Source organism: uncultured Thiodictyon sp., assembly GCF_903828115.1.
GTDB lineage: Bacteria > Pseudomonadota > Gammaproteobacteria > Chromatiales > Chromatiaceae > Thiodictyon.
Genome location: NZ_CAIKKU010000289.1, coordinates 1 through 12,971, shown reverse-complemented (window position 1 = coordinate 12,971; position 12,971 = coordinate 1). Strand labels below are relative to the sequence as shown.

Genomic DNA, 12,971 nt, shown 5'->3' with positions numbered 1-12,971 from the left:
TGGAACGAGCGCGCACGCCGTTTGATCATGCACCATGATCGCCTGCTGTGCGTGTCCGAAGCCTGGGTCTGGCTCACTGAGGCGCGGATCCTTCTACGACGCATGACGACAACGACTTAATTTTGTCTATACCCTCTGAGAAAGTCCAGGTGATCGATGCCGGTCTTTTTCTGGGTCTCGGACAGGCCGATGTCCTGGACCTCCTCGACCAATTGCGGGGCAGGTGTGAGCCCGTGGCGTTTGATCAGGAACTTGGCGATCGGGCCGCCCATGACGCTGGCCAGGATCAGGCCCAGGGTGGCGCTGGCGATACCGATCTCCATCGCGTTGCTGATCCCGTATTGGGCGGCGATGACGGGCGCCCAGGCGATCGTGGTGCCGTGGCCGCCGATCAGTGACACGGTCCCGCCGGTGATCCCGACCGCCGCCGGCAGGCCGAACAGGGCCGCCACCCCGATGCCGGTGAGGTTCTGGGCAAACATGAAGGCGATGGTGACGGTCAGCAGGATCAAGAGCGGTCGGCCGCCGGCGAGCAGGTCCCTGGCGCTTGCATTGATGCCGATGGTGGTGAAGAAATAGACGAGCAGGATGTCGCGCGCCTGTAAGTCGAACGTCACCGCGACCCCGGAGGCGAAATAGAACAGCCCGAACAGGACGGAGAACAGCAGGCCGCCGGTGACCGGTTCCGGGATGCTGAACTCGCGCAGGATGCCCACCTTGTCGTTCAGGCGTTTGCCGATGAACAGCACAATGATGCCGATGGTTACGGCGAGGAATGATGCGATGCGCAGAACGCCGTCTTGAAACTCCATGAGAACTCCTGATGAGGGTGGGTAACGATGCAAAAAAAATAAAACATCTTATGAAAACGATCCGGTAGGATCGATGACATAGTTCCACTGTCCACGCAGTGCGTCGTGGCGAATGAATTTGTCTTTGATATTGTGGAACGTATCGGAGCACTTCCGCCCCAGTTCATAGACCTTATCGAGAATGCGGGCAGTGACCCGCAAACCAGTTTCGGTGCGCGTATTTTGTACGGTTTGCAGGGCCGTCTGCGGCGAATCTAGAATGACGCCACGCCAAGAGCGCTCGACTTGGCTGAACAAGCGCTGTTCAATAGGGTTCCACTTGGAGGTGTAAGGTGGGTAGTGTGCGATACGCAGGCATCGCCCCACACGCATCGCGAGGGCGAGCGCATCCTCCTTGAAGCGTAGGGAACGCGCGGCATTGGCGCCGCCGGCATCCATGAGTAAGAGAATCTCTTCGGCGTCAGGGTAGCGTGCCTGGAGGTGCTCTTCCCACGCCAGCGCGATGGCGTCGCAGATGAATTCGCTGGTTTCGCGCGAGGTCCCCAGCGTCATGAAGCCGAGATTGTCGAAGTAATCATAAATGCCATGAGGCACCAACAGACCGCTAGCCAGGTGGCGGAAATCGTGATCGTAAACGAGCTGATTTGCGGTACTGTAGCAGTGACCACGCCGATGCAGGTTGCCCAGCAACTCTTTCTTCTTGGTATCAACAGACAACACCGGACAACCCCGGTCCCGGGCCAGATGACGCAACGCATTGATATAAAGGAATTGTTCGTTGCGTTCATGCGGGTCGACCGGGCCGGTGATCAACTCTTTGCGCAGGGCGCGCGGACGAAAGCCCGCGTCGTCCAACAGGTGCGCGGCCGTGTTTCGGCTGATTGGGTAACCACGCTGGCCGAGTTCCTGCGCCAGTTGCAGCGGTTTCAGATCGGTCCAACGCACGTCCGGGTCGGTGGGACTGTCGGCGCTGTGCGCTTCAAGAATGTCGTCGACCGTCTCCGTCAACCCGGCTTGGCATTGGGCGATCCTGGGCCGGCCGCCGCCCGGGCGGCGGATACGTTTCGCATCGCCACTGGGGCGTTGCGGATGGTTGGGATCGTCGTTGCCCATCGCCTCCAACTCGCGGATTCCGGTGTAGATCGTGCGCCGACTCATGCCCAAGACGCGGGCGACGTAGGCGACGCCACCGTAACTGATCTTCAACGCCTCGACGGCCGCGTAGCGCCGCCGGTGGTCCTCCGGCAACGATCGGCAATAGCGCCGCATGAAGTCTTCGTGTGATGCTTCATAGCCGGAAAACTCGTTCATAGCGCTACCAACGGACGGGGCTGAGGATGCCTTATGCTCGCACCACGAGTGATCTTGTTCAACTGCCTACTGCCTATCGCCTTCTGCCATGCCGCGGCACGGCGGCGATCAGCGTCTCGCCCGCCGGGTGTCGCGTCGCATCATGGCCTTTAGGCTAATCCCGGCCTCTCGGGCGTGGCACCTGGTCGGGTTGAAGCCCGAGCTTGGCCGGAACGATGATCAAGGCCTTCTGCGTGAAGGAAGACGGTTAACTTGTTAATGAAACGTCCCTGGGCGAATGGCGCCGGGGCCTAGCCGTCGCGCGCCCGGCGGCACGGCGGCAAGTTTGCCTGGACTGCGTGGGACCCAGGATACCTGGTTTGCGGGATCATCGGCAGGGGGTGCCCGGGGGTCCCGGGGGCGCGGCCCCAGGCGCTATACTACGCGGGCGCCGGAGTCGGCAGCCGGTGCGCGACCGGGCCTTGATCGTTCTTCCGGCGAATGTAAATCAAGGGTTTACCGTAAGAGTCGCGCAGCGACGCTGTGGGAGCGGCTTCGGCCGCGACGGGCCGCGCGGGGAACGCGGCGTCGGCGTTCGCTGCGGCGCCTCATCGCGGTCGCAGTCCGCTCCCACAAGGAACTTTCAGGTTCCGGGGTGACGGACGAGCCTTCATGGCTGTTAGCCGCTCAGGCGTGAAGGCGCCACTTATTTCCCATGGATGTCTCGGGAGCCGCCACCGGCTAACGGCCATGGCGCCCACGCCACCCCGGAACATGAAAGTCCTCTCGACCGCTGTCCCGACTGCCGGCGTGCGAGGCTGCGTAGTCAGGGCTTCCAGCCCTGACTGTTCCAGTCCCAACGCCGTCAGGCCAGGATGGCCTGACTACGCACTTTCACGGTAAAGCCTCGACCTCCGGTTTGTGGACGAACCGCCACTGGCCGGAACGATGATCAAGACCTGCGACGGCGGACATGCCGGACGACGGCCGGTAACGGCCAACCAAAAAACCTGAGAGGACCTGTCTGAAATGACCTATTGTGTGGGACTTCTGCTCGACGAGGGCATGGTAATGGCCGCTGATTCCCGCACCAACGCGGGCGTCGACTATATCTCGACCTACAGCAAGCTGCATGTCTTGCAGCCCGCGCCCGACCGGCTGTTCGTGCTGATGGCCGCCGGGAGCCTGGCGACCACGCGCGAGGTCCTGGACCGCATCGGCCGGGATCTGGATCAGGCCATCAATCCCCGGCCCAGCCCCTTTCAGCAGGCGCCCCTGGTGACGCTCCTCAACGTCAATTATCTCTTCGAGGCGGCGACCTACATCGGCCAGGTGAGTCAGGCGGTGCAAAACGAGCACGGTCCGGCCCTGCGTCAGGCGGGTGTCAGTGCCGAGGCGAGCTTTATCCTGGGCGGCCAGATTGCCGGTCAGCCCCACGGGTTGTTCTTGATCTATCCCCAGGGCAACGCCATCGCCGCCACGCCCGAGACCCCCTATCTGCAAATCGGCGACAGCAAGTACGGTAAGCCCGCGCTGGATCGCATCGTCCACCCGGGGCTGTCGCTCGCCGATGGGGCGCGCATCTGTCTGGTCTCGCTGGTCGGGACCGCGCGCTCCAATCTGTCGGTCGGGCCGCCGTTCGAGGTGGCGATCTGTCCGCGCGATCAGCTCGCGCCCTCCCATTTGCTCAAGCTGCCGGCGGGATCGCCGGATCTGGCGGCCGTCAGCCGGAGTTGGGACGAGAGCCTGACCCAAGCCTTCTTCGCGCTCCCGCGCTTCAGTTGGGAACCGGGTAATCCCCAGTCCTAGCAGCAGTCCATCAAGGAATGCTGTTGGCGTCGTTGTCGTTGTCGTAATCGTAATCGTAATCGTAATCGTAATCGTGTTTATCGTGGCGCCCCGGATTATCTTGCACCCCCAATTGCATCGCTTCTCCGATTACGACAACGACAACGACAACGACCGTCTTCGTGTTTGACTGATTCTTGACGCGTTACCTTATGCCTATGTCTGACTGTATCTCCACCGGCCGCCTGGCCGCCCCCGCCGAGGTCGCGCGCCTGGTCGCCGCGGCCCAGGCCCGCTTCAAGTCGAATGAGGAGGGGCGGGTTGCCGACTATATCCCGGCCCTCGCGCAGGTCCCGGGCCAGCTCTTTGGGATCTGTCTGGCGGGGGTCTCCGGCACCTGCTTCACGGCCGGCGATGCAGACCACGGGTTTACGCTTCAGAGCATCTCCAAGCCCTTCGTCTTCGCCCTGATCTGTCAGGCGATCGGTGATGAAGAGGCGCGGCAGCGCCTGGGTGTCAACAGCACCGGTCTGCCGTTCAACTCGGTCATCGCCGTGGAGCGCGGCGACGATGGGATGACCAATCCCATGGTCAATGCCGGCGCCATCGCGACCACCAGCCTGGCGCCCGGCGCGAGCGCCGAGGCCCAGTGGCGGTTCATTCAGGACGGCTTGTCGCGCTTCGCCGGGCGGGCGCTGCTGATCGATGAGGCGGTCTACCAATCGGAGGCCGCCGCCAACCAGCGTAACACGGGCATCGCCAAACTGTTGCAGAGCTACGATCGGATCTATTCCGACCCGGTCGAGGCCACGGACATCTATACCCGGCAGTGTTCATTGCGCGTGACCACCCGCGATCTGGCCGTCATGGCGGCCACCTTGGCCAACGGTGGGGTGAACCCGGTGACCGGCGAACCGGTGATCGCGCCCGACCACTGCCGCCGCATCCTCGCCGTCATGGTCACCGCCGGGCTCTATGAGCATTCCGGCGACTGGCTCTATGACACCGGGTTACCCGGCAAGAGCGGGGTGAGCGGCGGACTGATCACGGTCGCCCCCGGCAAGGGCGGCCTTGCGACCTTCGCACCCCTGCTCGATGCCTCCGGCAATAGCGTCAAAGGCCAACTGACGGCCCGATTCCTATCCGAACAACTGGGCCTGAATCTGTTTGCTTCCCGGCCGTGCCAGGCAGGTCAATGCGGGCCTTGATCATAATGACCCTCTCTCTCAACAAACCCAAGCTCGACAATCTCGCCTCCGACATCTGGAAGTCCGCCGAGCGCCTGCGCGGCAAGTTCAAGTCCTACGAATACCAGAGCGTCATTCTGCCCATCATCGTCATCCGCCGGCTGGAATGCGTGCTGATCGACTGGCGGGTGCAGAAGTCCGCCGAGGTGCGCAAGAACCGTCCCACCCTGAGCGAGAAAGAAGTCGCCAAGTGGGTCAAGGGGCTGGAACTGAACCCCCAGCAATGCCCGTTCTCCAATCGCACCGACTGGACGCTGCGCTCGGTCTACGCGGAGGACCAGGCCCTGCTGGAGGACAACTTCCGTGCCTACATCAACGGCTTCTCGCGCAACGTCGATGACATCATCGAGCACTTCAATTATCGAGGCACCATCGGCCTGATGGTCAAGAATAACCGGCTGGCGCCGATCCTCAATCAGTACAAGGAATTGGCGCTCGGCCCCGGCGAACTCTCCGGGCTGGAGATGGGCTACATCTACGAGGAACTGCTGCGGCGCTTCTCGGAGCAAAGCGGTGACGAGGCCGGGGAACACTTCACCCCGCGCGAGGTCATCCGCCTGATGGTCGAGTTGCTCGATATCCCCATTCCGGAGCGGCACCTCTCCATCTACGACCCCGCCAGCGGCACCGGCGGCATGTTGTCCGTGGCGAAAGAGCACCTCTTCTACAACACCGGCATCTTCACCTACGTCTGGCTGCTGCGCAACGACAAGCCGGCCAGCCACCAGGGGCGCGTGATGCTGATCGACGCCCGCGGGCAATTCGAGAAGGAGCCCAAGTCATTCAGTGCCGCCAACCTCAAGAAGGAACAGGAGTTCCACGCCAGCGACCTGAGCTTTCGCGTGCAGTTGAAGGTGCAGGGCGAGGAGAAGACGGTCGCGTTTACCGTCACACCCAAGGACAACGCGGCCAAGAGGTTCAAGGAGGCCCTGGCCGGCGCCGGGGAGACGCTGGCCGTAGAATGGACCCACCGCCACTATGTGCAGGACGATGAATACATCCCGCACGGCGAGGACATCGCCGCCTTTCTCACGCGCGAGATCGCCAAGCCGATCATCCGCTGGGAGGAGACGAAAAAGGACGGCAAGCCCATCCTCGGCTACGAGATCCTGCCGAATAAATATCTTTATCGCTACCAGCCGCCCAGGCCCGCGCAGGACCTGCTGGCCGAGTTCTGGCAGTTGGAGAAGGAGGCTGAGAAAATGTTGGAGGGATTGGCTAAATGAAGAAGACTAATCCGACGGTTCTGGTCTCGCCCGAATACCGACGGTTCATCGAGGACCTGAAGGCATGCGTCGTCAGCGCCCGCATTTCCGCGGCAAGGAAGGTCAATCACGAACTGATCATGCTTTATTGGGATATCGGGCGCCGGATCGTCGACAAACAGCAGGTGCTGGGCTGGGGCGAATCCGTTGTCGAGTTGGTGGCCCAGGATCTTCAGACGGCATTTCCGGGAACCACCGGCTTTTCGTCCTTCAACCTCTGGCGGATGCGGCAACTCTATCTCGAGTATACGTCGCCGGAACTTCTGGCACAGGCTGTGCCGGAAATCGAAGGCCCTGATGGAGACAACCCGGGGCAGACGGGCGCGGAAACCGCCGGGCAACTCGTCGTCAGCGACCTGGACCAATTACTGGCACAGCTTGTGCCAGCATTGCTTGGCCCAGTTCCTTGGGGGCATCATGTTGAAATAATGAAGAAAATCAAGTCACCCGCCGCCCGTATCTGGTACCTGCGCGCGACCGCGCAATTCGGTTGGTCGCGCAATGTCCTGCTCAATCAGATCAAGGGCGGCGCCTATGAACGAGCGGTAACGCAGAAGAAGACCCGCAACTTCCAGCTTGCCCTGCCGGTGTATCGGGCGGAACAGGCCGATGAGATGATGAAGAGTGCTTACAATCTGGAGTTTCTCGACCTCCATCGTCCGGTCAGGGAACGCGAGTTGGAAGACCGCCTCATTGCCCGTGTGCAGGCGTTTCTGCTCGAACTCGGCTATGGCTTTTGCTTCGTGGGGCGACAATACCGGCTGGCGCTGGGCGAAAAGGAATATTTCATCGATCTGCTCTTCTATCACCGCTTCCTCAAGGCACTGGTCGCCTTCGATCTCAAGGTCGGCGCCTTCGAGCCGGAGCACGCGGGGAAGATGGATTTCTACCTCAACCTGCTCAACGACAAGGAGCGCGGCCCCGGGGATCAGCCCTCGATCGGGATCATCCTCTGCGCGGAAAAGGATGATGTGGAGGTCGAGTATGTGCTGCGGACCAAGGGCAATCGCATCGGTGTCGCTGCCTATGAATTGCAGTCGAAGCTGCCGGGCGAATTGAAGGGTAAGCTGCCCACTGCCAAACAGCTCGCTGATATCGTTCGGGTGGAAATGGGGGAAGGGCGGCGATGAGCCCCAAGAGCAGTTTCCTGAAAGACATCCCGAAGGGTTGGCGATCCGACCGCATGGGCAATGTTGCCGAAATCGTTTTCAGCAACGTAGATAAGCATACTTTCGACTTTGAGATTGCCGTCCGCCTTTGCAACTATGTGGACGTTTACAATAACGACCGAATCACGTCCGATATTAAATTCATGGAGGCTTCTGCGGAGCCCCGCGAGATTGTGCGCTTCCAGCTCCAGAAAGGTGATGTCTTGGCAACCAAGGACTCCGAGAGTCCGGACGACATTGCGATTCCATCATTGGTGGCGGAGACCTTGCCTGGCGTTCTTTGTGGTTATCATTTGGCGCTGATTCGCCCTAGGGCACATCAAGTATATGGGCGGTATCTTGCTTGGCTTCATTGCAGCAAGGCGTTCCGCTCCCACTATGAGGCTCAAGCCCTACCGCCAATCCCTGATCCACGAAGGCGTCACCGGCCAACGGCGGATCACGGATACCGACCTCAACCGGGTCGCAGACTATGGCTAGAAAGAAGAAGCCTCCGGAGCTGACCTTTCAGCAGCACATCGCGGATTACCTGGTCCGCGAGCACCGCTATGCCGTGCTGGACCAGCCGGACATCACTGACACGGAGCACTTCATCGCCGAGACCGAGCTCTGGGCCTTCCTTGAAGCCACTCAACCCGACCAACTCAAGAAGCTGGCGGACGATTACGGCACGGACGCGCGGGAGGCGGTCTTCAAGGCGCTACGCAATGAACTGGAGCACCGGCCGCTGTGGCTGCTCTTCCGCCAGGGCCTCAAGGTGCGCGGTCTGGGGTTCCACCTCTATTATCCCAATCCGCACTCCGCGGCGAGCGCCGGCGCCGACCAGTACGCCAGGAACCGCATCAGCTTCCGCCCGCACTTCTATTTCGGCGACGCGAACCAGGAGATCGATTTCGTCGTTTATCTCAACGGCCTGCCCGTCGTCGCGCTGGAGCTGAAGCACGAGCGCAATGAGAACGTGCATGACGCGGTAGCCCAGTTCGCCAAGCGCGACCATAGTCACAGGATCTTCCGGCATCCCTTTCTCTATCTCGCCGCCGACACCAGCCACGTGATGGGCGCCACCGACCCGCGCAAGGAAGATAACTTCCGCTGGCATAACATGGGGCTGACCAACACCCCGACGGATGCCGACGAGTATCCGGTGGAGTTCCTCTACCGCGAGGTCTTGTCGCAGGAGCACCTGCTGGAGGCGCTTTCGTTCTTCCTCATCCGCGTCCCCGGGCGGGAGGCCGAGGACGACAAGCCGGCGCGGCCCGCCTTCACCATCTTCCCGCGCTATCACCAAGGCCGTCTGGTGCGGCGGGTGGCGCAGGACATCAGCGCCCACTTCGCCGCGACCGGCGATATCGGCAAGAAGTATCTGGCCGAGCATTCCGCCGGCAGCGGCAAGACACTCTCCATGCGCTGGCTGGCCGACCGCATGCACAGCCTGTTCAAGGCCGGCACCAACGAGAAGTTGGTGGATATCACCTGATGAAACAGATTCGCGCCACCCTGGTCACCAAGGCGGCGGTGCAGTATCAGGGCGTGACGACCAGCGGCGGGCCGGTCAGGCTGAAAGCGGGCAAGGGAGCGGGCGGAGCAGGTCCGGTGCCGGTGAAGGTGTCGGTGCAGGACGTGATTGCGCAGATCCGCGCGACCTTCGATATCACCGATGAAGAGGCGCTCTACATCAGACAGGGGCATTGAGTGACCAGGAGTTGCTCGCCGTGCTCCTCGGCCAGGGCACGCCGGGCCTGGACGTGATGGCGCTGGCCGCCAAGCTGGCGCGGCTCATCGACCAGAAGGGACTCGACGTGAAGGCCGAAGACCTGGTGCAGTTCGCCGGTGTAGGTGATGCCAAGGCGACCTTGATCCTCGCGGCCATCGAGTTCGCCCGTCGGCGCATCAAACCGGAAGGGGCGAAGATCGAGGCCCCGGCCGACCTGTTACCGCACATCCACCACTACGCCGACCGCAAGCAGGAGCATTTCCTCTGTGCGAGCATCAACGGCGCGAATGAGATCCTGAACATCCGGGTGGTGTCGATCGGGCTGATCGACCGCAGTCCCGTGCATTCGCGGGAGGTCTTCGCCGACGCGCTCGCCGACCGCGCGTCCGCGGTCATCGTCGCCCACAATCACCCCAGCGGCGGTCTCGCACCGTCGCCGGGCGATATTGCCGTCACCGCGCAACTCAAGGGCGCCGGCGCCATCCTCGGCATCGAACTCCTGGACCACATCATTTTCAACCGGACGGGGTATTTCAGCTTTTTGGAGGCGGGGATGCTCTAGTAGGGGTCGCGGGGGGCAGATTTGGTATCACCGCGTGCTGCCCATCCTACGAACGCAGCCAGTTCCTGTGGCCTGCCGATGTCACGCCCCTTCAGGGCTGGCATCTTTAACAACAAACCACCCAGGGCGTTACCCTGGGCTGGTATGTGGCGCCCCTTCGGGGCTTAAGATGCGTGGCGGCGGCAGGTATACCCTCCCGCACGAAACCAAGGCGTCTGGGCGGGAGGATTGACCCCAACGGGGTCATACATACCAGCCCAGGGCAACGCCCTGGGTTGTGCACAGGAATACACTCAGCCCTGAAAGGGCGTGACAGATGACGGGATCGGCACCGGCTGAGTTTCGACGCTAATCACCTCATCCTTTGAATTGCACGGCATTCAACGCGGAGGTGCCAGGTCCTGGGCGCCGCCCTCATTCGCCAGCGCCCGCGAGGTAATGGCCCCGTAGAGCGTGACCATCTTGGTGCCGATCTCGGCCAACTGGGGGTTGCGGTCGAACAATGGCTTGGCCCGCTCGGCGTCGGCGAGGACTTCGGAGAGGAAGCGCAGGTCGTAATCGTCGAGCCGCTCGCCGCGCTCGACCTTGGCCTGGAGATCGAGCACCCGGGGCAGGCGCTGGGTGCGCAGCCGCTCGAGCATGACGGTGATCACGCCCTCGTCGGTATTTTTGTCGGTCATGGTGTCGATGCCTTTTGTGTGGGTGGAGGGGAGGGCGTTGCGGCCTCGGCACGCAGGATGCGCCGCAATTCCGCGACCGCCAAGGGGTGGTCGAAGCCGCTGTGCCCGGTGGGGACTATGACCTCGGACTCGGCGAAATCCAGGTGCGCGCTGCGGTAGGGGACCACGCCGTCGGAACTGGTCGCCAGGGGGCCGCGCCCGCGGTCGCCGATGATCGAGTGGGATGGAACCTTCGGCCGGGTCTGATCGAGCAGGCGCAGAAACCGGGACTGCGGCGACAGGCCATGGATGCTGGTCGGCAGGCGCCCGGCGATGGTGTCCGGGATCAGGTGGGTGTAGTGGGCAAATTCGCTCAGCAACCACTCGGGGAAGCGGATCAGCCGGATGCCCCAGGCGCCCAGGCTGGTGACGGCGAGCGCGCTGCCCCGATGGGGCGTGAACATGAAGACGGTGCGGCTCACGTCGGTGCGCGGGGCGAAGACCAGGGCGCGTCGGACCGGGTTGTCGGCGGGGAAGGAGGCGAGTTGCGGGCTGATGGTCTGCGCCTGGGCCAGGTCGATCCGCGACACCTGGGCGCGGGCGAGGATGCCGCCCATGCTGTGGCCGATCAGGACCATCGGCCGGTGGGGGCCGTGCGCGCGCGTGGTGTCGTCCAGTGCCTCGCGCAGTTGCAGTGCCGATAGGGGCACCGGCTGGCTGGTGGGGTAGTAGAAGAACCAGAACTGAAAACGGGCACGGATGCGCGGGTCCGCCAGCAGGGGCTTGACCAGGGGCGCCCACATCCGCGGGGTCGACATCAGGCCGTGGATCAGGACCACTGGGGTCTTGTCCGGGTCGAAGGGCTGCAGGAAGACGATCCGGGGCCGCCCGCGAAAGCGGTCGGAGCGCAGCAGGTTGGTCAGACCCTCACCGCGCCGCAGGCCGATCGCCCGGGTGGCGTCCAGCGGGGCCTCCAGGTCCATCGCGACCGGTACCACGTCGCGTTTGCCGGGCACGCGGCTCACGCGCTCGGGGTCGACGAGCGCCGCGCCGCAGGACCCGGGCGCGGCGCCGGTCGGCAGGGCCAGCAGGGTGACCGGGACCTGATAGCCCGCAAACGGGGCATTGGCGCCACCGGGGAAGACCCGGCCGATGCTCGGGAGCCCCAGCCCGGCGCGGTGCAGACCGGGTTGCGTCACGCGGGGACGCCCGACGGGCGCGAGGTCGGCGAAGCCTGCGGGCGCGTAGACGCCGGGCTGGTCCTGGCGCAGCAAGCCCCCGAGGGGGTCGGGCCGGGCGGCGTCTTTCAGCAGTTCCGGCAGGTGGTCCGCCGCCAGTGCGCGATAGTCGGCGCCCGCCTGGGCGCGCTGTCGCGCGCTGCTCTGGGGCGAGGCGAGCACCCGCGCCGACTCGTCCAGGCGGGCGCACAGCGTCGGGCCGCTCGTCGGCGGCACCGATTGGCAGGCGGCGAGGAGGAGGCACAGGAGGAGTCCTGCGAGCGTTCGCGCCGCGGGGGCGGATTTGATGGGACCTTTCACGGTGTCACTCGCATGTATCAGGAAACGGCAGCGCCGGCCCGGACGACGCGGGGGCCTCTCATGCGCAAGGCCCCGACGTTCCAACGCAAGCGCCGACGCTCTCATGATACGCCGCGGCGTGGCAACACGGCCTCAATGATCGCCCCGGCCATCGGGAGCGCCGCCTCTGGCTGGAGTCCAAGGCTTCAGCCTTGGCCCGCTCCAAGGCTGAAGCCTTGGACTCCAGGCGCTTGGGCTGCGGCGCTTCACTCAACGGCATTGGCGCCGAACCGGGATCGGGGAACTGCGCTTCGCGGGACCGGCAGTTCGCTTTTATTTTCTTTCTTTTGACACTATCTTGCACAAGGCCGTTTGCCGAATCCCGTTCGCTAAATCCGGATCGGGGCCGCCCGGCTCTGTTTCGACCACTCCCCCAGACGGACCGCACCAAGCGGCCGAGGTGTCAGTCATGAGTTTGTTGCAGCAAGTCGTTGAGGGTCTACACGTCGCGAAGATCGAGGGTCTGGCCAAGACCTTCACCCGCCTGGGGCGGATCGGTTTTTGGCTCCAGGTGGTGCTGGGCTCGATCCCCCTGGTCGTTATGTTCTATGTCTTTGTATTTTCAGGCAGCATCTCAGGCCCGCGCAGCGGCCTGCCGATCGTCGGGCTGCTGAGCCTGGCCAATATGCTGGTGCTCCTGTTTACGATCGTCTGGTTCAGCCCTTTTAAGGTGCACACCATGTGGATTACCCGGACCCAGCAAGCAATCGGGCGGTCGAGACATGCGGTTTGCCTTTGAAGTTCGTGCGCGGGGTGGGCGGTTTCTTCGGGCCGCGCGTGGTCTTTCGGAGTTTGTGCAGATCGACATAGTTCGCCAAGATGAGTAAATACTCAGCCAACTGCTCTGTACTGGCGTCGGCGAACGATGCCCATTCGCCTTCGGATACC

At 63.1% G+C, this 12,971-nt stretch carries 12 protein-coding genes and 2 pseudogenes; 9 read left to right on the top strand and 5 right to left on the bottom strand.

Going from position 1 to position 12,971, the window contains the following annotated elements; translation table 11 throughout:
- Positions 1–120, top strand: a pseudogene (locus QZY48_RS10725) (IS5/IS1182 family transposase); the annotation flags it as partial.
- Here the strand turns inward: QZY48_RS10725 and QZY48_RS10720 are convergent.
- Both QZY48_RS10720 and QZY48_RS10715 read right to left on the bottom strand, forming a co-directional pair.
- Positions 117–812: a sodium/glutamate symporter gene (locus QZY48_RS10720; protein ID WP_295430853.1), complete on the bottom strand. Its 696-nt coding sequence runs from the start codon at positions 810–812 to the stop codon at positions 117–119. The pseudogene QZY48_RS10725 and the gene QZY48_RS10720 sit on opposite strands and share 4 nt — an antisense overlap.
- Before the next feature lie 48 nt (positions 813–860).
- Positions 861–2,123 (bottom strand): ISAzo13 family transposase, encoded by a 1,263-nt coding sequence (locus QZY48_RS10715; protein WP_295430852.1) that lies wholly within the window; start codon positions 2,121–2,123, stop codon positions 861–863.
- Between the two features lie 1,008 nt (positions 2,124–3,131).
- On the opposite strand from QZY48_RS10715, the gene QZY48_RS10710 reads away from it, so the two are divergent.
- From QZY48_RS10710 to radC, 7 genes are all read left to right on the top strand, one after another.
- The gene (locus QZY48_RS10710; protein ID WP_295430851.1) at positions 3,132–3,911 is read left to right on the top strand and encodes a 20S proteasome subunit A/B; all 780 of its coding nucleotides are present in this window, start codon (positions 3,132–3,134) and stop codon (positions 3,909–3,911) included.
- Positions 3,912–4,108: 197 nt separating this feature from the next.
- On the top strand, positions 4,109–5,098 hold the full coding sequence (glsA, locus tag QZY48_RS10705; protein WP_295430850.1) for a glutaminase A: 990 nt from the start codon (positions 4,109–4,111) through the stop codon (positions 5,096–5,098).
- Between the two features lie 5 nt (positions 5,099–5,103).
- Positions 5,104–6,363 carry an N-6 DNA methylase gene (locus QZY48_RS10700; RefSeq protein ID WP_295430849.1) on the top strand — a complete coding sequence of 420 codons (1,260 nt, stop codon included), beginning with the start codon at positions 5,104–5,106 and terminating at the stop codon, positions 6,361–6,363.
- Positions 6,360–7,532 carry a PDDEXK nuclease domain-containing protein gene (locus QZY48_RS10695; RefSeq protein ID WP_295430848.1) on the top strand — a complete coding sequence of 391 codons (1,173 nt, stop codon included), beginning with the start codon at positions 6,360–6,362 and terminating at the stop codon, positions 7,530–7,532. The genes QZY48_RS10700 and QZY48_RS10695 overlap by 4 nt, the downstream gene beginning before the upstream one ends.
- Before the next feature lie 511 nt (positions 7,533–8,043).
- Positions 8,044–9,048 carry a type I restriction endonuclease gene (locus QZY48_RS10690; RefSeq protein WP_295430847.1) on the top strand — a complete coding sequence of 335 codons (1,005 nt, stop codon included), beginning with the start codon at positions 8,044–8,046 and terminating at the stop codon, positions 9,046–9,048.
- Positions 9,048–9,263, top strand: coding sequence for a hypothetical protein (locus QZY48_RS10685; RefSeq protein WP_295430846.1), 216 nt, complete (start codon positions 9,048–9,050; stop codon positions 9,261–9,263). The genes QZY48_RS10690 and QZY48_RS10685 overlap by 1 nt, the downstream gene beginning before the upstream one ends.
- A complete protein-coding gene (radC, locus tag QZY48_RS10680) occupies positions 9,260–9,847 on the top strand; it encodes a RadC family protein (protein ID WP_295430845.1) in 588 nt (195 codons plus the stop codon). Before QZY48_RS10685 ends, radC begins: the two co-directional genes overlap by 4 nt.
- A gap of 380 nt (positions 9,848–10,227) precedes the next feature.
- On the opposite strand, the gene QZY48_RS10675 is transcribed toward radC, so the two are convergent.
- Positions 10,228–10,527, bottom strand: a complete 300-nt coding sequence (locus QZY48_RS10675) for a hypothetical protein (protein ID WP_295430844.1) — start codon at positions 10,525–10,527, stop codon at positions 10,228–10,230.
- Positions 10,524–12,044 carry an alpha/beta fold hydrolase gene (locus QZY48_RS10670; RefSeq protein ID WP_295430843.1) on the bottom strand — a complete coding sequence of 507 codons (1,521 nt, stop codon included), beginning with the start codon at positions 12,042–12,044 and terminating at the stop codon, positions 10,524–10,526. Before QZY48_RS10670 ends, QZY48_RS10675 begins: the two co-directional genes overlap by 4 nt.
- Before the next feature lie 448 nt (positions 12,045–12,492).
- Here QZY48_RS10670 and QZY48_RS10665 point away from each other — a divergent pair, with 448 nt between their 5' ends.
- The gene (locus QZY48_RS10665) at positions 12,493–12,822 is read left to right on the top strand and encodes a DUF3611 family protein (protein ID WP_295430842.1); all 330 of its coding nucleotides are present in this window, start codon (positions 12,493–12,495) and stop codon (positions 12,820–12,822) included.
- Here QZY48_RS10665 and QZY48_RS10660 read toward each other — a convergent pair.
- Positions 12,770–12,971 (bottom strand): annotated as a pseudogene (locus tag QZY48_RS10660) (transposase); the annotation flags it as partial. The gene QZY48_RS10665 and the pseudogene QZY48_RS10660 sit on opposite strands and share 53 nt — an antisense overlap.